Consider the following 21,274-nt stretch of genomic DNA (forward strand, 5'->3'; position numbering starts at 1 on the left):
AATGTTATTTAAAAAGTTACAAAATTTAACTAAATAATTACTATCAAAAACCGAAGTAAAGTAGTATTTCTTGAAAATATCCAATACAAGAATCGGATTAAAAATAGAACACCACATACAATCAGTTACTTCTCAATAACTTAAATCGGATAAACCGTATTTTAGACACGAATACATCCTAGATAACATTAAATAATTCATATTAAAAAAAGTTGGTATTTTCACCCTGCAAGGCCATGAAAACCGCGTGTCACTTCGGTTGATTCTGTCCTCCCGTCCCGGGCTGCTTCCCGAATTCGTCCACTTCCCATCTGCAGTCTGGTTTGCGAATCCATTTGTCAAATGCTAAATTTGCGTGTCAACAAAAACGCATCTGCCTGACCTCCAATAAGTGTAAGAGGGTAAAGCCGAGCCAAAAAACACGGCAATGTGGGAGCAATCGGATGACACGGGGCTGGAACCGAATCACCTGCAACATCTATTCAAAGAAAATTACCATTCACTGGTCTTTTTTGCCTACAAGATAATCGCGTCACAATCAGACGCAGAGGATATTGTACAGGATGCGTTCGTCAAATTCTGGAACAACCGCCAAAATGTCGCCGATCATTTTTTGGCTGTCAAAAGCTACCTCTATACCACCGTCCGGAACGATTGCCTGAATGTACTCAAACACCGCGCCGTGATAAGAAAGCAGGAAACGTCACTCAGCCTGGACGAAGCAGACGAGCAGACTGCCCTGCAATACCTCCTGGAGTCGGAAACGCTGGTCTTTCTCTACAAAGCCATTGAAACTCTGCCGCCCGTCTGCAAGAAAATCGCCGAAATGAGCCATTTCCACGGGATGAAGAACGACGAAATTGCCGACAAGCTCGGCATCTCGGTCAACTCTGTCAAAACCCAGAAACAACGCGCGCTCGAACTGCTCAAAAAGCGGCTGCCTTCAGATTTGATGCTGTTTTTTTTGTAGGGGTGAGGTTTGAGGCGTGAGGTATGAGGTTTGAGGGGTGGGCTGCTGGATGCAGCGGTGGACTTTATAATTTTTTTACTTTTTTTTATTTTCTTTTCACCCCGGAACCAGGCTTGGTTGTCTTAGTCAGAAATCAAGCAGCGCATGGTTTATAACCCGGAGAACCCACGAATTACTTACCTGCTGGCCAGGCACCTGCAGGAGAACCTGACGGTATCGGAAGCTGAAGAGCTGAAAATATGGCGGCAGCAAAGCCCGGCCAACGATGCCCTCGTCAAACGGTTGGAATCGGCCGAAGACAGGACTGCGGCTTTTCAATTCCTGAATAATCTCGATACCGGAAACGCCTGGGCCAATATCAGCCGCAAAATCCGGGAAGATACCGTAAGGAGGCCTCTAAGGAGCCCGTTCTTCAGCCATCGTGCCACCTGGGCCGCTGCCGTAGCCATTTTGTTGCTCGCCGGCGGAATGCTGACGTTTTTTCTCGGGAACAGGGAAAACAGTGGCCTGGCCATTTCCGGTGACACCCGGCCCTACGACCCCATGACCGGCGCGATCCGCCTGACATCAGGCGATCTCCAGGTAGTCGAGTTGGGTAAATCCGTCACCGATACCGTCATTCAGCTGAAGAATGAAACGGTTACATTAAAGAACAACACGATTTCATTTGTTAACACAGGCCCCGGCAGTACCTCTTCCGAAAGCTGGCATCTGCTACAAACTCCGGTAGGGCGCCAGCTGCGGGTCAGTCTCGCCGACGGAAGTCACCTGTGGATCAATTCCATGTCGTCAGTGAGTTTCCCCGCTGTTTTTTCAACGCAGAACCGCATTGTAAAATTAGAAGGGGAAGCCTTTTTTGACGTAGCCAACACCGGGAAGACCCATCCGGGCAAACCGGCGACCACCTTTACCGTCCAGTCGGGTCCTGCCAGCGTTGAAGTGCTCGGCACCCGGTTCAATGTAAACGCGTATGACGGCGACCCGGGCATTAAAACCACCCTGGTAGAGGGTGTCGTACAAGTTCATTCTTCACAAAAGACGAAGGTATTGGTTCCGGGAGAAATGGCGTGGGCAGACAACGGCGACCTTTCTGTCACGAAAGTGGATGTACTGGAAATGACCGCCTGGAAAGACAGGCGCTTCCAGTTTGACAACACACCGATGTCGGAAGTGGTAAAACTGCTGTACCGATGGTATGGCGTAGAGCTGGTTGCCAATACCCGCATACCGGACCGGCACTTCACAGCATCGATTTCCATGGACAAATCACTGCCGGTTTTCCTCAAAATTCTTGAAACCTCCGGCGATGTGCATTTCGAGTTTGTAGGCAAAAAACTTCGCATTAAAGAAAATAAACATTCGCCTCTCTGAATCAAAAAGACCTTGCGATACCAATTAACCCACAGTTCAATTACCAAAAACCAATCAGATTTTTTTTACCATTTAACCACGTGCTTGCTATGCCCGAAAGGATAAATTCGTTGGGGTACCGACGCTTTTTCTCAACAATCAGTAACCCGCCTGCGCTAAGGAAGTTGCTGCTCCTCTGTCTGATGCTTGGCTTTTTCCAGGCAAATGCCGGTTTTCTCTTGCAAAAACTATCGTTGCGCTTCAAGAATGCACCGCTGGAGCAGGTTTTAAAGACCCTTCGAAAAAGAAGCGGCCACCAGTTCATCTACAGCAATGAGCTGATCAAAAAAGCCAATCCCGTTTCGATAGACATAGACAACGGAACGCTGGAAGATATCCTCAAAATTACCTTTCAGAACCAGCCGCTGACGTACGAAATTATCGACCAGGCCATTGTGGTAAAGGCAAAAACCTCGGGAGCGGCCAAAACCGTGGAGAGACAGGACAATACCTCTTCCGTCAAAACTGCTACCGAAGTAAACGGCGTTGTAGTGGACGAAAAGAACGAGCCGCTTATCGGCGTGAGCATCCTGGTTAAAGGCACTCAACTGGGTACTACCACCGACATCAATGGCCGCTTTTCTCTGAATGTGACCGGCCAAAACCCGGTACTTGTGCTTTCATTTGTAGGGTTTGTGACGCAGGAAGTGGAAGTAGGCACAAAAACTGAGCTGAGCATCACCCTGCAGGCCGACAACCGTACGCTGGAGGAACTGGTCGTCGTAGGATACGGTACCCAGAAAAAAGTCAACCTGACGGGCGCCGTGCAGAATGTGAAGGGAGAAGACCTGGTACGCAGGAATGCCACCAATACCTCCAACGCCCTTCAGGGGCTTGTACCGGGTGTGTCCGTAACCCAGTCATCGGGGCGCCCCGGGGCCGACGGCGCCACCATCCGGATCCGTGGTACAGGCTCAATTAACTCCAGCGCTGCCCCGCTGATTCTTATCGACGGCGTAGAAGGGGACATGAACAATATCGACATGAACAGCATCGCTTCTATCTCCGTTTTGAAAGATGCGGCGTCTGCCTCCATATACGGTTCGCGCGCCTCAAACGGTGTTATTCTTATCACGACCAAAAGGGCTGACAAAGGCGCATTGAAAATCAATTACAGCGGTTTTGCCGGTGTCAATACGCCTACCGAGATGCCTGACCCCCTGTCAGCCATTGAATACATGGAAGCCATTAACGTGGCCCGGGCCAATTCTAACCTGGCGCCGCAATACAGCGAAGAGCTGATCAATAAATACAAAACGGAAGGCGCCGACGGACTCGAACGGTACGACACCGACTGGCGCAAAGAAGTAATCCGCAACAACGCTTTTATGCAAAACCATTCGGTAAGCATGGGCGCCGGTACGGAAAAATTCAGGTTCTTCGGAAACGTGGGGATGTTTACCCAGGACGGCTCCATTGCCAACAACAATTACAGGCGCCTGACCATGCGCATGAACACCGACGCGCAAATCAACAAATGGCTGAAAATAGGCACTGACCTCAACCTGCGCTCTTCAAAAGCCGAACGCCCGGCGGTAGACTCACCCGAAACAATTATCAACAAGGCGACTACCTTCGTACCTGTTTTTTCAGGCATCAACCCGGACGGTACCTGGGGCTACGGACAGAATGGCGATAACCCCATTGCAAGCTCCCGAGCGTCGGGCACCCACAACGAAACCACACCGGAAATGATCCTGAAAGGGTTTGCGAATATTACACCCCTGGCCGGACTTGATTTTTTGACCAGCTACAGCGTAAGAAGACTGGAGACCAAATCGGATTATTTTATCAGACCTTACCGTACTTATGAAAACGGTGTCTTCAAAACTACCTACCCATCTGGTGGAACAGAAAAACAGGAAGCGTGGACACAATTGATCACGAAGCAATTTAACCTGCAGGGTAGCTACGAAAAACAACTCGGCAGCCACTACCTCAAGCTTCTGGCCGGTATCCAGACCGAAGACAAAGCCGCCCGGTCGTTCGCCGCGTCGCGTAAAGGGTTTGCCTTCCCTGGTTATGAAGACCTTAACCACGGCGACGTGGCTACTTCAATCGGCTCCGGCTCTCACTGGGACTGGGGTATCTTCTCGCAATTCAACCGGATCAATTACAATTTCAAAGAAAGGTACCTGTTGGAGCTCACGGGGCGTTGGGATGCTTCATCCCGGTTCAAAAAAGAATACCGCTGGGGATTTTTCCCGTCGGCTTCGGTCGGCTGGCGTTTGTCTGAAGAAAACTTCTTCGCCCCGGCCCGGGGTGTCGTTAATGACCTGAAGTTCCGGGCCTCATACGGTACCCTCGGCAACCAGGACATAGCCAATGGCTATTTCCCTTACGCCGCCACTATCGCACCGAGTTCCGGCTACTGGTTCGACAAGCTGCTTACAAGCAGCGCCATTCAAACCCAGGTAGCAAACGAAAAAATATCCTGGGAAAAATCAACCCAGCTTAACTTCGGGTTGGATGCCGAGCTGATGAGCTCACAACTCGTAATGTCGCTCGATTACTATGTCCGGAATATCAATGACATGCTTCAGCAGTTCCCGATTCCGGCTTATGTAGGCCTTGCCTCACCCTGGGAAAACGCGGGTTCCATGCGCAACCGCGGCTGGGACCTGTCGCTTACCTGGAGAGACCGCATCGGAGAGGTTAAATACAGTGTCTCCGCCAACGTGTCTGACGTAAAAAACAAAATCGTCAACCTGTATGGCAAGGAATACGTTACCGAAAAAATTACGCGTGAAGGTGACCCGATTGACTCCTGGTATGGCTATGTGGCCCAGGGCTTTTTCCAGAACCAGAGCGAAATCGACAATTCACCGGTCTACGGCGAACGGCAGAACGTGAAACCCGGCTATATTAAATACCAGGATTTGTCCGGCCCCGAGGGAAAACCCGACGGCGTGATCAACGCTTTCGACCGGACAATTATCGGCAACCCTGCGCCACGCTATGAATACAGTCTTAATCTCAGCGCGGAATGGAAAGGGTTCGACTTCACTATGTTTTTCCAGGGAGTAGGAAAAAGAGACATCTTTTACTCCGGCGGTGGGGCACGGCCTTTTTACGTAGGGAGATCCATGTTCAGGCACCAGCTTGACTACTGGACAGAAACCAACCGTGACGCAGCATTCCCGATTCTGCTCATCGACGGTTCCGGCACCAATCCCAACAACATCGTGTCCTCTTTCTGGGTGAAAAGCGGCGCCTATGCAAGGCTTAAGAACGCTGTGCTGGGCTACACCTTACCTGCCTCGGTGACCCAGAAGGTAAAACTCGGCAAAGCACGCTTTTATGTGTCCGGCCAGAACCTGCTCACCATTTCAAACGCCTACAAAGGCTATGACCCGGAAAACGCAGTTCAGGGCGGCAGCTTCTACCCGGTTATGAGATCACTGACCGCCGGGCTTGACATCCAATTCTAAAAAAAAGGAGATGAGCTGAAGTTGGAAATCAGAAATCAGAAATCGGAAATCGGAAATCGGAAGTCACATCCGCTCACGAACACATCCGTCCACCAGCTCATCGTCATATCATCACATCAATTTTCACCCAGATGAAGAAATTAAATATATACGCAGTTTTACTACAGGTTTCCCTGGCTGCGTCTCTGTTCTCCTGCAAGGATCTCCTCGACAAAGAGCCGAATGACTTCTCGTCCGGCGGCTTCTACAAGTCTGAGGCGGCGGTAAAAACCGGTTTGACAGGAGTTTACCAGAATCTCTACTACTTCCCGGCGGCGCGGCTTCCGTTCAACGTCATGCTGGATCACTGGACACCGATGGCGACGGAACGTGCAGAAAACACAACCATCGGCGCGGGCGGCTCTTTAAACCCCGACAACGCGGTAATCATCGCTTTTTGGACCAACTTATTCGGAACTGTAGCGCGTGCCAACAGCGTTCTTTCCGGTGCCGAACCGTTCTTATCCACACTTGAAGGCAAGTCAGCTCAATATCTGGCCGAAACCCGGGTACTACGCGCCTATGCCTACTACCAGTTGATAGCCAACTTCGGTGACGTTCCCTTTTTCACCAAACCTGTAACCACCGAGGAGTACAAAGTGGGCAGGACTGACCGCGCTGTGGTTTTGGATTTCATCCTGGAAGACCTCGAAAAAGCGGCCGCCGACCTGCCCTGGATCACAACGGAGCGCGGCCGGGTTGACAAAGCTGCGGCCCTGGGACTCAAAGCCCGTGCTGCCCTTTTAGGCGGCAGCCTGAACTACGGCGGCAAAGGCGCCGAGTACTTCAAAGCTTCTGCCGCAGCTGCGAAACAAGTGATCGGGCAACGTGCATTGGCACAAAAATATGACGACCTTTTCACCAAACAGGGCCAGGCAAAAGCCGACGTCAAAAACGAAACCCTGTTTGAAATTATGTTTTCGGATCAGGGCTCCCAGCAGTATCACTGGATTGGTTTCGGCCAGGTTTCGAGAAATTACGGCCAGACCGGGCGCCATCCTTCGCAGATACTCGTGGATACTTACGAATGCATCGACGGGAAAAGAATAGACGAATCTCCGTTGTATAACCCCAAAAAACCTTCGCTGAACCGCGATCCAAGGTTTAAATCCACCATCTGGATGCACGGCGATACCGTTCAGGGCAACACAACCGGAAATGACAACGGCAGAATCAAGTTTGTCCTCGAGGCTTATAACCCAAAAACGTCATTCTACAACTTCAACACCAACCAGTGGGTCGAAAATGTGAATGCCGATATCAACAGCGGCGCTGCATGGACAAGCTTTGTCAACGCGGGAATGGGCTATATCTGGAAAAAGTTCTCCAATGAAACATCCGAGTCAGTCAACCTCCAGACTTGTAATGTCCCCTTGCTTCGCTACGCCGAAGTCTTGTTGACCTATGCCGAAGCCAAGATTGAGCTGAACGAGCTTGATCAGTCGGTGTATGACGCCATTGACCAGGTTCGGGTACGCTCGGGAATGCCGAAGGTTTCGGCAGACCGTATCGGGAACCAGGACAAAATGCGCCAGCTCGTTCGCCGCGAGCGCAAAGTCGAGCTGATTATGGAGGGTCTTCATTTCACCGATATGAGAAGATGGAATATTGGTGACCTTACCAATGCCGGCCCAAGCTACGGCTTCCCCATTGCTACAAGCCTTGATGCCGGCGGCAACCTGCTGACTGGTGGTTACAAAGACGTAACCCCGGACATGATACCGAACTTCAAATTGTCGGCGCGTCATGACCTCAACGATGTTCCCAGCTACGAAGCCTACAAGGAAAAGCTCAAAGTAAGAGACCGCAACCGTTTCTGGAATGACCGGTTCAATCTCCTCCCGGTTCCGCAATTGGAAATTGACCGTAACCCCAACTTGAAACAAAATAAAGATTATTAACAGCCGTGAGTCTTGAGGTATGAGCCTTGAGGTTTGAGGTGTAAACGTAGCCCTGTTGTGTGTCGGCTAACGGCTTATACCTCAAACCTCATGCCTCCAACCCCACTGCCACCCCTTTTGATAAAGATGATGAACAGACGAAATTTTCTCCTGACTGCCGGAGCGGCAGGAACAGCTTTTACAGTTGATAACCCGTTGCACGCTAACCCGCAAATGCCGCCGGGTAACCATGAGCTTAAAACCGATGTCCTGGTTGCAGGCGGCGGTCTGGGCGGTGTCGCCGCAACCCTGGCCCTTTGCCGGAACGGCCTCCGGGTTATCATGACGGAAGAAACCGATTGGATTGGCGGACAGGTAGCACAGCAGGGAGTACCGCCTGACGAGCACCAGTGGATCGAATCGCACGGGGCGCCGGCGTCTTACCGCGAGTACAGGAACCGGGTACGCGGCTACTACCAGCGCAACTATCCAATGACCGACGAGGCGGCCAAACGGCCTAATCTCAACCCGGGGGACGGAAGTGTTTCCAGGATTTGCCACGAGCCGCGTGTTACCGTTGCCGTACTATATGAAATGCTTCAACCCTACCTTAGCTCCGGGCAACTCAGGATCCTGCTTAACTACCGACCGTCCAAAGGAGAAACTTCAGGCGACAAGGTAAGCGCCGTTGAGGTTGCCCACCGGTTTACCGGTCAAAAGATAGCAGTCCGCGCACCCTATTTTGTGGATGCGACCGAAACCGGGGAACTGCTGCCGCTCACCAAAACAGAATACGTAAAAGGGACTGAATCGAAAAGCGAAACCAGGGAACTTCACGCCCCTGAAAAAGCTGATCCCGACAACCACCAGGCATTTACGCTGTGCTTTGCCCTGGGTTACGAGGAAGGAGCCGATCACGTTATTGACAAACCGGCAAAATACAGCTACTGGTCAAAATACATCCCGCCGCTTCAGCCGGCCTGGTCGGGGAAACAGCTCGAGCTGAAGTACTCCAACCCCAAAACACTGGAACCAAAAGAGCTCGGCTTCAACCCGCGCGGCGAGAAGACAGGCAACTCGCTCAATTTGTGGCTTTACAGGCGGATATTGAACAAAGCCAATTTCCGCCCCGGCACCATAGGCGACGTCAGCCTGGTCAACTGGCCGCAGAACGACTACATGATGGGCAACCTGATCGACGTAAGCGAGAAAGAAGTGAAGACCACCCTGGAAGGAGCGAAACAACTCAACCTCTCTTTTCTCTACTGGCTCCAGACAGAAGCACCCCGTCCTGACGGTGGCCTGGGCTGGAAAGGTCTTCGCCTTCGCCATGACATTATGGGGACAGAAGACGGAATGGCCATGTACCCCTATATCAGGGAATCTCGGCGTATCAGGGCCGAATTTACAATTCTGGAGGAACATGTAGGCGCCGAGAACAGGAAGCTGGTAGCCGGCGACGTAGCCGGAAAGAAATCAGCCGACTTTTTTGACAGCGTCGGAACGGGGTACTACCACATTGACCTTCACCCGAGCAACAAAGGCAATAATTACATCGACTTTGCCTCCCTGCCTTTTCAGATTCCTTTGGGGGCGCTTTTACCGCGTCGGGTTGACAATCTTTTACCCGCCAACAAAAACATCGGCACTACGCACATTACCAACGGATGTTACCGGTTACACCCGGTAGAATGGAGCATTGGCGAAGCGACCGGCATGCTGATCGTGCACGCAATGCAGAAGAAAATACCGCCGCGCGCCATTCGGGCGGACAAACGGCTTTTGGGCGAATTCCAGGAGGCAATCAGAAAACAGGGGCTTGAAACGCATTGGCCAGAGTAGTTTTCTCCTTCAATGTGATTATTCTATATTATTAAAGCCAACTTTTTCTCACTTCCGCTTGAATCAATGATGTTTAAACGAGTGCCCGATACATTAAAAATCAGCCTGATTCCCATTGCCGTCGTGCTGCTGGCCGGGTTGTCCTGGTCTTTTTATCAGCCCGCCAAGTCCCTGACCAATTACGGGAACGATATCCCGGACAGTACACGGTTCACCTATACGACACTTGCTTCCGGTTTTGACGAACCCATGCAGATGGCGGTGATGCCGGATCTTTCGGTTCTGATCGCAGAAAGGAAAGGTGCGGTAAAGCTGTTCGATGCCGCCACCAAAGAGGTGCGCACGGTAGCGCAATTCAATGTGTTCAGCGGAATTGAAGACGGCCTCCTGGGCGTTGCCCTTGATCCGGACTATGCCAAAAACCACTGGGTGTATTTGTACTATTCCGTAGGTGGTGAACGTAGCGTCAGCGAGCTGGCCCGGTACGAATTCCGCGACGGACAGCTCGATATGAGCTCCAGGAAGGTGTTGATTGAGATACCGACACAACGGGTATACTGCTGCCACTCGGCCGGTCACCTTGTTTTTGATGTAAAGGGCAATCTTTTCCTTTCCATCGGCGACAATACCAACGCGGAAGAAATTGAAGGGCACAACCCAACCGACGAGCGCCCGGGCAGGCACCTGTCTGATGGCCAGGCGTCTTCGGCCAACTCAAACGACTACCGGGGAAAAATCATCCGGATCAAACCGGAACCGGACGGTACTTACAGCATTCCGGACGGGAACCTTTTCCCGAAAGACGGCTCCAAAGGAAAGCCCGAAATTTACGTAATGGGCTGCCGCAACCCCTTCCGGATTTCCGTTGACGCCAAGACCGGCTATGTATACTGGGGAGATGTAGGGCCCGACACTGAAATAAAGGCAGAAGAGGGAAAACTGAGCTACGACGAAATTAACCAGGCCAGGAAACCGGGCTTTTTCGGTTACCCGTACTTCCTGGGCGCCAATGAAGCGTTTCCGAAGTACGATTTCGAAACCAAAAAGGAAGGCCCTGCAAAAGACCCGGCTCACCCGGTAAATGACTCCCCGAACAATACCGGGGTCAGGGAATTGCCGCCGGCACAGCCCGCTTTTATCTGGTACGGAAAAGGTCCTTCCAAAAGGTGGCCGTTGGTCGGGAAAGGTGGCGCCAGCGCTATGGCCGGCCCGGTTTATTACAAGGACCTTTACCCCGACGCGCCGTTTAAACTCCCGGCGTATTACGATGGAAAACTGTTTATCTACGACTGGGTGCGTCGCTGGATCATGGCCGTAACCATGGACGATCAGGGTAATTATGTAAGCATGGAGCCATTTCTGCCCAATTTAAAGGTAGTTGCCCCCATGGATATGCGCATCGCACATGACGGTGCCATCTATTTGCTTGCTTACGGCACCAACTGGTTCGCACCCAATACCGACGCCGGTATCATCAGGATTGAATACAGCGAAGGAAACCGGAACCCGCAGGCCGTTGCCAAAGCCAGTAAAACAGTCGGTGCAGCCCCGTTAACCGTAGAATTCTCGTCGGAAGGCTCAAAAGACTTTGACCCGGGCGACCGGCTCTCTTATGAATGGACCATCGACGGCAAAAAATTCAAAACGCCCAATACCCGGTACACTTTCAAAAAGCCCGGCAAATACACCGCCGTACTGTCTGTTAGCGACCAGAATGGCGGTACCGGTACTGCAACCCTGAACGTAAGCGTGGGTAACACTCCGCCGGCGGTGCAAATCACGAGTGAAGACAATACGAGCTTCTATTGGGACAATGCGAAAGTCCGATACCAAATCAGGGTAAGCGACAAAGAAGACAAGACCGTTGACCCGGGCAGACTCACCACCGGTTACCATTACCTCGATTTCAGAAAAGATCTGGCCAGTGTGCTGTCGTCAGGAAGCGGAAACATTAAGTATGCAAAAACTGAAAAGCTCTATAACAGCCTCGATTGTAAAGCCTGTCACCAGCTGAACACGAAGTCTATAGGGCCCTCCTTGCAGGAAGTTTCCAAACATTACCAGGGCAAAAAGGAAGCGCCGGAATTCCTTGCTTCGAAAATTATCAGCGGCGGAGCCGGCACCTGGGGCACCTACCCCATGCCTCCCCATCCTACCTTGTCGAAGGAAGATGCCTCTGAAATTGCAGGTTACATACTCTCTCTCAGCCACCGTAGCGAAAACATTCCGCTTACCGGCTCAAAATCTTTTGATCAGCATAAAAAAGATCAGCATGAGGGAGCTTACGTCTTGTATGTCTCCTACACCGATGGCGGCGCCAACGGAATTGAGCCCATTACAACCCAGAAGTACCTCGTCCTGCGGAATCCGCTGATCCAGCTGGAGGACTACGAAGAAGGCAATGTAGGCGTAGTTATCGCGACTGCCAACAATGGTTTCAATTCCTATGTCACCAACCTGAGAAACGGCAAATTTGTACGGTTCAACGGTATTGACCTCCAGGGGATCAGACGTGTAAAATTCCGGGCACAGGTGCATGGCGCCGGGGGAAAGATCGTTATGCGTGACGGAAGCAGAAATGGTGCGGTACTCGGCGAAGCCGTAATCCCCAAAGGGAAAGTGCAGGATCTGAAAAAAGACTGGACCGAGATAATTATGCCGGTCAAGCCGCAAAAAGGAATTCGGGATATCTACCTGACGTTTGAAAACAGTGAATCAAACGACAATATGTTCCATCTTGACTGGATGCTTTTCGAAAAATAAATCTTCTATCAAGCAAAAACAGCCGCCCGGAGTTCCGGGCGGCTGTTTTTGCTTGATAGAAGATTTGAGGGGTGAGGTTTGAGGGGTGAGGGGGAGTGTTAAATATTTTTTAGAAAAAAAAAGGGTAAACGGGTTTAAGGTTGTCCTATTATCGAAGTCGCAGAATATCTTTACCGGCAAATGCTAACGGAATTAATGGTGCCAGAACCCGAAGCGCTCGATCAGGACCACGAAAAATTTTTTGAATCTACCTTTAAAAAAAACTTTAAAGGCCTGGTGCGCTATGCCTTCACTGTCGTAAAAGACAGTGAGGTAGCGGAAGAAATTGTCCAGAATATGTTTGTCAGGCTCTGGGAAAAAAGGGAACAGGTATCCATCAACGAATCTGTCACGGGTTATCTGTACCGGTCTGTTTACAACGACAGCCTCAATTATCTCAAGCATTTGAAGGTCAGGGATGCTTACCAGAACTATGCAATGGAACGTGAACAATTTGAGCAACCGGCCAGCGAACAGCTGGAGACCAGAGAACTTGAAGAAAAAATCAGGCGGGCGCTTGGCGAGCTTCCGGAAAAGTGCCGCACGATATTTCAGATGAGCCGCTTCGAGGAACTCCGGTACCAGGAAATTGCGGATGAGCTGAGCTTACCGGTAAAAACGGTCGAAAACCAGATGGGCAAGGCCTTGAGGCTCCTGAGAGTAAAGCTTGCCGAATACCTGCCTTCTTTCCTGCTACTGCTTACTCCCTTTTTCTGCTGAGATATGGCCACACATCACCCCGAAAATATCGACATGCTTCTGGTCAAAACACTGGCAGGAGAAGCTTCGTCTACAGAATTTTCTCTTCTGGAGGATTGGCTGAGCCAAAGCCCGGAAAATGAAAAATATTACAACCAGTTCCGGCAAATCTGGGACAAAAGTGCTTCTCTGTTGCCTGAGCAGGGCCTGAACGAGGAAACTGCCTGGGAGGAATTCAGAAAAAGAACTGCGCGGCAAACCGGTACACGCACACGCAATCTCCGGCCGTTATTAAGAATAGCGGCAACTGTCCTGCTTTTGATAGGCGCCGGTATCGTTTTTTACCTTTCAGGCCCGGCAAAAGAAACCACCGGCCGCGTTGTGAGCAGCCGGCACGAGACCCTGCATGAAACGCTTTCGGACGGATCCGAGGTATACCTTAACAAACATTCAAGGATGACCTTTCAGACCGATTTCAGCAACGAAACCACAAGAAAAGTAACCCTGGAAGGAGAAGCATTTTTCAAGGTGGCCAGGGACACGGCAAAACCGTTTATTATTACCGTAGGCAACGTAGAAGTTAAGGTATTGGGAACATCTTTCAATGTCAAAGCGGGTAAGGAAGGAACGGAGGTAATCGTAAAAACCGGTAAAGTTGAGGTAACCGGCGGAGGAAAGCGCGCCATTCTCCTCCCCGGCCAGGCAGTTACGGTTCCCGGGAACTCTGGCGAATGGCAAAAGATCCGGCAAGAAGATGAGTTATATCAATACTATGTAGACAAAAAGCTGGTGTCGAACAACCTGCCCCTGCTCAGGGTTATCAATGTGCTGGCAGCCTACTACGAAACAGAAATAAAAGTTGACCCTGGCCGCGTTGCCGAAAAAATCAATACGACATTCGACCTGAACAAACCGCTTCGTTACAACCTGGACGTTATTAATCAAACAATGGGTACGCACGACGAAGAAAAAAACGGGATTATTGTAATCAGGTAAATCGCACCGGGTTGAAAAAATTGTTACGACCTACACTGGCTGAATTTTGGGGGAGCATTTTAGTATGCCTGGTCTCCCTGTGCAGTGCCCAGGGCCAGGGATTCCTGCAAAAGCAGGTAACATTCTCGGTCAGCCGCGAACCGCTCTCAGGCGCGCTTCAGAAAATTGCTTCCCTGGGCGGGTTTTACTTTTCATATAACAGCCGGCATATTCCCGGCGACAGCCTGGTTAGCCTGACGGTATCCGACACCCCGGTCAGGGAGGTGCTTGACCGCCTGGTCGGGTCTCATGTATACTACAGGGAAGAAGGCAAGTACATCATTCTGAAACCCAGGGAAAATACAGAAAAATTCGCCGTCGCGCAGGGAAGAATTCTGGAAGAAACATCAGGAACATCCGTTGATTTCGCGTCGGTATACTCCAAAACCACCCTGGTATCCACGCTGAGCGGCGATGACGGGGCTTTCAAGCTCCGGATCCGTGAAAAAGTATTGCCGATCGAGATTACCGTGAGCCGGATCGGGTACCATGACACAACTTTTCAGATCGGCCCTACCGGTACAAGCCCTCCCGCTGTTTATCTACGGCCAAAAACGCTCGAACTGGCCGAAGTAGTGGTAACCAACGGCAGCGCATTTCAGCGTTTTTTTTCGAGAATGTTCGTCTCAACCAAATTAAGGCTCAATAGTATCAACGTCGGGCGTTTTTTCGTCAACTTCCCTTATCAATTATCCCTGAGCCCCGGATTGGGAACGCACGGCCGCATGAGTGCGCAGGTGGTGAACAAAGTCTCCGTTAACCTGCTGGGAGGCTATACGGCAGGCGTAAACGGCGTCGAGATTGCGGGCGGCTTTAACATCAACAACCGCGATGTGAAGTATGTCCAGATAGCGGGACTGTTCAACGTGGTCAACGGGAAAGCAAAGGGCGTTCAAATAGCGGGCGTCCACAACAACCTGATCGATTCCCTATCCGGAGTTCAGATTGCCGGCTGGTCCAACGTCAACCGCGGCGTGGTCCGGGGCGTACAGCTCTCGGGAGTTATCAACCGCAGCCGTGAAAGCGTATCGGGTGTCCAGGTCGCGGGGCTACTCAACTCCAACCGGCAAAACGCACGGGGAGTCCAGGTCAGCGGACTCATCAATCATACCAAGGGAAATTTTAACGGGGTACAGCTCGGCGTGGTGAACAAGGCCGGTACACTGCGGGGGCTTCAGTTCGGGGTAGTCAATATCGCCGACACTACACATGGATTAAGCTTCGGAATTTTTAACTTCATCAAAAACAGCCCGTCCCACCTTTCGCCGCATTACTCGGATCTTGCTCCTTTCAACCTGGCCTGGAAAACAGGCTCTTCGCATTTGTATACCATTCTTACATTCGGCATTCGCCCCGATCCGTCCGACAAACTGTATACCTACGGCCTTGGGCTGGGACACACCATCCCGGTCTCCGCGCGTTGGAAGCTACAAAGCGAGGTGGTGCTTCACAATTTCTATATAAACAGCTTTGAAGATGCCCCTACCGCGGTCAGGTTCCAGCTGTTGCCGAATTTGAAAATTGCAAAAAGGATCAGTCTTGTAGCCGGACCCACCCTCACCTATTTTTACCAGCCGGGCAGGCTCGCCGAGGGAGGCCGGCCACCGGTATCAGGGCTTAACCCCAACCTGCGCATGTTCGGCACCAACCGCCTTTGGCTGGGCTGGTCGGCAGGAGTCAATATCTATTACGGGAAAAATATTTAAGGTCGTGCCGGTCCGCTGCGCTTGAAAGTCACGGTGAATGTCGTCCCCTCACGGCCGGTATCCAGCCTGATCGTTCCGCCATGCAACCTGACAATCCGTTCGGTTAAAGATAAACCGATACCATAGCCTTTCACCCCCGCAGTTTTATTGCTTCTGAAAAACGGGTGAAAAATCTGCGCCCGGTCGCTTTCCGGTATTCCCTCCCCGTGATCCGAGACCTCGACCCTGATAGCGGAGTCTTCGGTCTTCAGGCGCACCTCCACCTTATGGTCCGGAGAAAATTTACACCCGTTGTCCATCAGGTTGAGAAACGCGGTTTTCAGAAGGCCGCTGTTGCCCTGGACCTCCAGCCAACTGTCATCTTCCGGCAGTTCTCCCAGGTCGAGCTCAACCGTGTAGGTTTTCTGTATGTTCAGCATCTTGGTCCTCAGGTCGAGCAGCAGCTCGTCTATCCGGACTCTTTCGGTCAACAAATCCCGGCGGTCATCACTCACTTTGGCCAGCTCCAGAAGCGAATCCGACAATTGGGACAGGTCCCGGATATCTTCCAGTACCGACGAAACGGTGTGACGGTACACATCAGGCTCCCTGTCTTTAAGCAAAACCACCTCCAACTGAGAATTAATTTTGGTGAGCGGGTTCTTTAGCTCGTGCGATACGTTGGCAACAAACGTCTTCTGCACCTGGAAGGCGTTTTCTATCCGGTCAAGCAATTGATTGAAAGTAGAAGTAAGCCTTCCGATCTCATCTTTATTACCCGACGCCCGCAACCTTACGCCCAGGTTTTGCGGGAGAATCCCTTCCAGCTCGTTCATCACGCGGGTTATGGGAGCCAACGCACGCTGCGCAAAAAACCAGCCGGCAAGTGCTACCACGGCGGTTACCACCAGGAAAATAATCAGCAACACGGTACGCAGGTTGGCCAGGTTGGCTTTTCCATACAAATCCTGGCCTGCAAACAGCACTACCGCCCGGTTATAAGGGTACCGGTAGTACAGACCTACCACTTCATATTCGCCGTCGCTGTAGCGTATTTCGCCGTCCCGGCGTATCTCGTCCAGCCAATAATTGGAGATCGAAATAGCGGGTTGGGCCGGCGGCGTAATATTGGAATATATCACCCGGTTTTCCTCATCAAAAATGATCATGTTGTCGTGGAAAATCTGGTCACGGTTGGTGCCGTCAATGATCTTCAGCAACTCATTATCGATTTCTTTGACTTTCAAAAGCAAAGACGCCGTTCCTTCCGCCTTTGAGCGAAGCCGGTCATAGAAATCCTCTTTGGTGTTGATATAGGAAAAGTAATAGATCGCCAGGAAGGAGATCAGCAGGATACCACTGACAAGAAGTGTAAATTGTAGGGTAAGCCGCGTCCTGATCTGCATCCGTTATTCGGTTTTAAGCACGTAGCCCATCCCGAACTGGGTATGGATAAGTTTAACCGGGAAGTCACGGTCTATCTTCTTTCGCAAATAATTGACGTACACCTCAATTACATTAGTACCGGAATCAAAATTCATATCCCATACTCGCTCGGCAATTTCGGCTTTGGAAACTACCCTGCCCTGGTTACGGATCAGGTAAACCAGGAGGTTAAACTCTCTGACGGTCAACTCGATTTTCAAACCGGACCGAAAAACTGTTTTGGCGTCGAGATTGACCTCCACATCCTCAAAGCGAAGCAAATTGCTGGTTTGGGACACGCCTGAACTTCGTTTGGTAAGGGCACGCACCCGGGCCAGCAGCTCTTTGAACTCAAATGGTTTCACCAGGTAGTCATCCGCGCCCACGTCCAAGCCCGTCACCTTGTCGTCAGTGGTTCCCAGGGCCGAAAGCATCAGAATCGGCGTTTGCTGATCGGTCTTTCTGAACTCCCGGCATAGTTCCAATCCGTTGAGCCCCGGCATGATAATATCACTGATAATCAATCCGTATACTCCTCTTTTTGCCAGCTGGAGGCCAATCAGCCCGTCGTAAGCAATATCCACTTCATAGCCGTTTTCTTCGAGTCCCTGCCGCAGGGACTGAACCGTTTTTGGCTCGTCTTCAATTAATAAAAGTCTCATTCACGGGGCATTTAACCTGATAGCACCTTCCTCTGGCCGCGCAGTTAAAAGCGGCCTTTGCTAGGGTAACATCAGAAAGTACGTTTGGCGTTCCCCAGGAATTTTTCTGCCACTTCCTGCCAGTTCATTACACGATCAAAACCCTTTTCATCCAAATTTCCGGCGGCATTGAACAGGATCCCCTTCCCGGAGAAAGCAATCAGGTTAAAAGCGTGGTCGTCAATCAGGTAGTCCGCTTTGATAATGCTCTTGTCACCGCACAATACCCGGTTTTTCCAATGAATAAAGGGAAAATGTTCATCCAGCCAGTCAAACTTGTCAATAAGCGAGTTCCGGAATTCCATGGCCGCGCTGGCTACAAAAATTTCGTAGTATTTAGACAATTCGCGTACCACGTCTACTGCGTCGTCCATCACCGGAATGTCTCTGAAAAAACCCGGCGCATTCAGAATTTCGGTTATTTTTCTGTACTGACGGGGATGCAGGAGACTTTTTAGCGAAGCGTTATTCAATTCTTTTTCCGTCAGGGAAGTCTCGAAGTCTTCCAGGATGATCTGCACCAGCTTCCCATGGGTATCTGCCAGTACGTCGTCCATATCTAAAGCAATTCTGAGCATTTGAAAACCTAATCAAAAGTAATACTGGTATCAAAGTTCTCCAGGTTATCAGCGACTTGTTTCAGGAACATTCCGCCAAGGGAGCCATCTACCACCCGGTGATCGAAAGAGTGGGAGATAAACATTTTCTGACGGATACCGATGGTGTCACCGCCCGGTGTTTCTACGACAGCGGGCTTTTTCTGAATAGCTCCGAAAGCCAGAATTCCCACCTGGGGCTGCATGATAATCGGCGTTCCCATCAGGTTTCCGAAAGTACCGATATTTGAAATTGTGTACGTGCCGTTTGCCACGTCACCGGCAGTCAGCTTATTGTGCCGGGCGCGCTTTACCAGGTCGTTTACCTTCAGCGTAAGCCCTTCCAGGTCGTATTGATCGGCCCTGTGAATTACCGGGACAATCAGGTTGCCCGTTTGCAGGGCTACGGCTATCCCGATATTGATATCCTTTTTTACCAGGATTTTATCGCCTTCTACCGATACGTTGATCAGCGGAAATTTCCTGATGGCATCTACCGTGGCAGCCACCAAAACCGAAGTAAAAGTGATGCCCTCTCCGGTTTTTGCTAAAAACTGGTGCTTGATTCTGTCCCGCCAATGGACCACCGCCGTCATATCGGTCTCGGCAAAAGCGGTTACATGGGGGCTGATCTGCTTCGACTCCAGCATCCTTTGCGCAATCATCTTGCGCATACGGTCCATTTCTATAATTTCAACCTCGCCCGATACAAAAGCAACGGGTACTTTCGCTCCCTTAATTCTCGTTTTCAGGAAGGCGAGCATATCGTCTTTGGTCACACGGCGCTCCGCGCCGGTACCTTTTATCGCCGCCAGTTCGGCCCGGGAAACCCCTTCTTTCTCCGCTATGTTAAGCACAAGCGGTGAAAAGAAGCCATTGTTATGCTGCGATTCCCCGCCTTCCCTGGTAGCCGCAACCGGTACAGGAGCTGTCACATTCCCGGCAATCACCGACATTTCTCCCTCCAGCTGCGCTGCTACCGTTTCCGGATCTACATCAATATCGGTATCATCCAAAGCCTCCTCGCTCACTTCAATTTTTGCAATGGGGCTGCCGATCGCCACGACATCATCCACCCTGACCAGCCACTCCTTAAGAATTCCGGTAAAGCTTGAAGGTACCTCGGTGTCTACCTTGTCGGTTGCTACTTCCATCACCGATTCATCCGCCTCCACGTGATCGCCCACGTTTTTCAACACCGACAGTACCGTACATTCAAGTATACTTTCGCCCATTTGGGGCATGACCATTTCAACTATCTTCATCCAAATTGGTTGTTATTCCTACAAAAGTAATACATATCCGCCCATTTTGCCGGATTCACGGCGAGAACCGCTGTCTTTACCCGCTAGCGGGCCCGGTAACTCCGACGAAGAAATCTAATCAAGTTCCAAAGACTGCCTGAGCATGTTCAGAACATGCATTGCGGTAAGCTGTATATTGACATCGCGAAGCGTACCGAGTTGAAGTTTGCGGCTCACGGTCCCCTGCGGGCCTGCGCAGGCAATCCAGATTGTGCCTACAGGCTTTTCTTCAGTTCCTCCGCCCGGGCCGGCGATCCCGGTGGTCGATATGGCAAAAGTGGCTCCCAGGCGGGTTCGAACCCCTTCGGCCATGGCCTCAGCGACCTGCTCGCTCACCGCCCCATAGGTTTTCAGATATTCCGAAGGGACGTCCAGCACAGCCTCTTTCACTTCGTTGGCATAACTTACCACACCCCCCAGAAAATAAGTTGAGGAGCCAGGAATACCCGTAATCCGGTGCGCAATGTAACCACCGGTACAACTCTCGGCAGTTGCCAGGGTAGCGCCTTTTTCGGCAAGCAATTGCCCTACCTTTTCCTCTATTTCCAGTTCATTCTGCGCATAAATATAGATCCCGGCGAGCATATTGAGCCCTTCACCGTACTTCAGCAGCTCTTCCGTCAACGCCACGCGGTCGCTGCCGTACCCGGTCAGCCTGAGCTTTACTCCGCTGAATGAGGGCAGATAAGCCAGCTTAACATGTTTCGGTAAGGCATTTTCCCAATCGGCAATTTTCTCGGCCAGAAACGACTCCCCAATGCCAATGGTACGGATCGTGTGATGGACAATAACCGGCAGCGAAAAATGGGCTTCAAGCGCAGGAAGTACCGAATGTTTCATGAGTTCCTTCATTTCGTAGGGAACTCCGGGCAGGGAAACCAGCACCTTCCCGTCTTTTTCAAACCACATCCCCGGAGCTGTTCCCCAATGGTTGACAAGGTACTTACACTTTTTGGGCAATGCCGCCTGCAAACGGTTCGACTCAATCATCTCTCTCCCGCGTTTGCTGAAAAAAGCCGTTACATGCTCCAGAGCCTCTTCGTGGATTTCCAGCTCCGTTTCAAAAAAATCGCACAACACCTGCTTGGTAATATCGTCTTTGGTAGGCCCGAGCCCGCCGGTGACAATAACTACGTCATACCTGTCAAAGGCGCGGCGGAACGCTTCGAGGATTTCGTCATAACGGTCTCCGACCGATGTTTTCTTGGCCGGTAAAATGCCGATATCAGTTAATTCAAGACCTATCCACTGTGTGTTGGTGTCCAGTATATGGCCAAATAAAATTTCATCGCCGATGGTAATAATTTCGGCTGATACAGTTGTGCTCATTGATAAGAGTTTGTTCGTAAAGTATCTGAAAAGGCCTATTCGCCCCGTCATTCAGAGCGCAACGCAGCGGTGCAGCGTCTTTCCGAGCAGAACGCAGTGAAGCCGAGGAATCTCCCCATATGATCT

Annotated in this window: 14 protein-coding genes; 9 read left to right on the forward strand and 5 right to left on the reverse strand. The window is 51.1% G+C overall.

Annotated features, from left to right (window positions below; translation table 11 throughout):
- The first annotated feature begins 427 nt into the window (after positions 1–427).
- From ABD852_RS14235 to ABD852_RS14275, 9 genes are all read left to right on the forward strand, one after another.
- Positions 428–970, forward strand: a complete 543-nt coding sequence (locus tag ABD852_RS14235) for an RNA polymerase sigma-70 factor (RefSeq protein ID WP_345029995.1) — start codon at positions 428–430, stop codon at positions 968–970.
- A 144-nt stretch (positions 971–1,114) separates the two neighbouring features.
- Positions 1,115–2,341, forward strand: a complete 1,227-nt coding sequence (locus tag ABD852_RS14240; protein ID WP_345029997.1) for a FecR family protein — start codon at positions 1,115–1,117, stop codon at positions 2,339–2,341.
- Between the two features lie 89 nt (positions 2,342–2,430).
- On the forward strand, positions 2,431–5,811 hold the full coding sequence (locus tag ABD852_RS14245; protein WP_345029998.1) for a TonB-dependent receptor: 3,381 nt from the start codon (positions 2,431–2,433) through the stop codon (positions 5,809–5,811).
- Positions 5,812–5,942: 131 nt separating this feature from the next.
- Complete coding sequence (locus ABD852_RS14250; RefSeq protein ID WP_345030000.1) at positions 5,943–7,751, forward strand: RagB/SusD family nutrient uptake outer membrane protein; 1,809 nt, start codon at positions 5,943–5,945, stop codon at positions 7,749–7,751.
- Positions 7,752–7,877: 126 nt separating this feature from the next.
- The gene (locus tag ABD852_RS14255) at positions 7,878–9,572 is read left to right on the forward strand and encodes an FAD-dependent oxidoreductase (protein ID WP_345030002.1); all 1,695 of its coding nucleotides are present in this window, start codon (positions 7,878–7,880) and stop codon (positions 9,570–9,572) included.
- Positions 9,573–9,653: 81 nt separating this feature from the next.
- A complete protein-coding gene (locus ABD852_RS14260) occupies positions 9,654–12,335 on the forward strand; it encodes a PQQ-dependent sugar dehydrogenase (protein ID WP_345030005.1) in 2,682 nt (893 codons plus the stop codon).
- A 195-nt stretch (positions 12,336–12,530) separates the two neighbouring features.
- Positions 12,531–13,094 carry an RNA polymerase sigma-70 factor gene (locus ABD852_RS14265; RefSeq protein ID WP_345030008.1) on the forward strand — a complete coding sequence of 188 codons (564 nt, stop codon included), beginning with the start codon at positions 12,531–12,533 and terminating at the stop codon, positions 13,092–13,094.
- 3 nt (positions 13,095–13,097) lie between these two features.
- Positions 13,098–14,069, forward strand: coding sequence for a FecR family protein (locus ABD852_RS14270; RefSeq protein WP_345030011.1), 972 nt, complete (start codon positions 13,098–13,100; stop codon positions 14,067–14,069).
- Between the two features lie 11 nt (positions 14,070–14,080).
- Positions 14,081–15,814 carry an STN and carboxypeptidase regulatory-like domain-containing protein gene (locus ABD852_RS14275; protein ID WP_345030014.1) on the forward strand — a complete coding sequence of 578 codons (1,734 nt, stop codon included), beginning with the start codon at positions 14,081–14,083 and terminating at the stop codon, positions 15,812–15,814.
- On the opposite strand, the gene ABD852_RS14280 is transcribed toward ABD852_RS14275, so the two are convergent.
- The 5 genes from ABD852_RS14280 to ABD852_RS14300 all read right to left on the reverse strand — a co-directional run bounded on the left by ABD852_RS14280 (position 15,811) and on the right by ABD852_RS14300 (position 21,148).
- Positions 15,811–17,199, reverse strand: coding sequence for a sensor histidine kinase (locus ABD852_RS14280; RefSeq protein ID WP_345030017.1), 1,389 nt, complete (start codon positions 17,197–17,199; stop codon positions 15,811–15,813). The two genes, ABD852_RS14275 and ABD852_RS14280, sit on opposite strands and share 4 nt — an antisense overlap.
- Positions 17,200–17,202: 3 nt before the next feature.
- A complete protein-coding gene (locus ABD852_RS14285; protein WP_345030020.1) occupies positions 17,203–17,880 on the reverse strand; it encodes a response regulator in 678 nt (225 codons plus the stop codon).
- Between the two features lie 71 nt (positions 17,881–17,951).
- Positions 17,952–18,497, reverse strand: coding sequence for a 5' nucleotidase, NT5C type (locus ABD852_RS14290; RefSeq protein WP_345030023.1), 546 nt, complete (start codon positions 18,495–18,497; stop codon positions 17,952–17,954).
- Positions 18,498–18,505: 8 nt separating this feature from the next.
- A complete protein-coding gene (locus ABD852_RS14295) occupies positions 18,506–19,780 on the reverse strand; it encodes a dihydrolipoamide acetyltransferase family protein (RefSeq protein ID WP_345030025.1) in 1,275 nt (424 codons plus the stop codon).
- A gap of 114 nt (positions 19,781–19,894) precedes the next feature.
- Entirely contained in the window at positions 19,895–21,148 is a 1,254-nt protein-coding gene (locus ABD852_RS14300; RefSeq protein WP_345030028.1) for a competence/damage-inducible protein A, read from the reverse strand.
- Positions 21,149–21,274: the final 126 nt, after the last annotated feature.

The organism is Ravibacter arvi (assembly GCF_039540405.1).
GTDB classification, from domain to species: Bacteria; Bacteroidota; Bacteroidia; order Cytophagales; family Spirosomataceae; genus Ravibacter; species Ravibacter arvi.

Excerpts from the sequence above, each read along its gene's own strand:
- ABD852_RS14300 (WP_345030028.1), bottom strand. The coding sequence starts at position 21,148 with ATGAGCACAACTGTATCAGCCGAAATTATTACCATCGGCGATGAAATT.
- ABD852_RS14235 (WP_345029995.1), top strand. The coding sequence starts at position 428 with ATGTGGGAGCAATCGGATGACACGGGGCTGGAACCGAATCACCTGCAA.
- ABD852_RS14290 (WP_345030023.1), bottom strand. The coding sequence starts at position 18,497 with ATGCTCAGAATTGCTTTAGATATGGACGACGTACTGGCAGATACCCAT.
- ABD852_RS14280 (WP_345030017.1), bottom strand. The coding sequence starts at position 17,199 with ATGCAGATCAGGACGCGGCTTACCCTACAATTTACACTTCTTGTCAGT.
- ABD852_RS14245 (WP_345029998.1), top strand. The coding sequence starts at position 2,431 with ATGCCCGAAAGGATAAATTCGTTGGGGTACCGACGCTTTTTCTCAACA.
- ABD852_RS14255 (WP_345030002.1), top strand. The coding sequence starts at position 7,878 with ATGATGAACAGACGAAATTTTCTCCTGACTGCCGGAGCGGCAGGAACA.
- ABD852_RS14265 (WP_345030008.1), top strand. The coding sequence starts at position 12,531 with ATGGTGCCAGAACCCGAAGCGCTCGATCAGGACCACGAAAAATTTTTT.
- ABD852_RS14295 (WP_345030025.1), bottom strand. The coding sequence starts at position 19,780 with ATGAAGATAGTTGAAATGGTCATGCCCCAAATGGGCGAAAGTATACTT.
- ABD852_RS14270 (WP_345030011.1), top strand. The coding sequence starts at position 13,098 with ATGGCCACACATCACCCCGAAAATATCGACATGCTTCTGGTCAAAACA.
- ABD852_RS14250 (WP_345030000.1), top strand. The coding sequence starts at position 5,943 with ATGAAGAAATTAAATATATACGCAGTTTTACTACAGGTTTCCCTGGCT.
- ABD852_RS14240 (WP_345029997.1), top strand. The coding sequence starts at position 1,115 with ATGGTTTATAACCCGGAGAACCCACGAATTACTTACCTGCTGGCCAGG.
- ABD852_RS14285 (WP_345030020.1), bottom strand. The coding sequence starts at position 17,880 with ATGAGACTTTTATTAATTGAAGACGAGCCAAAAACGGTTCAGTCCCTG.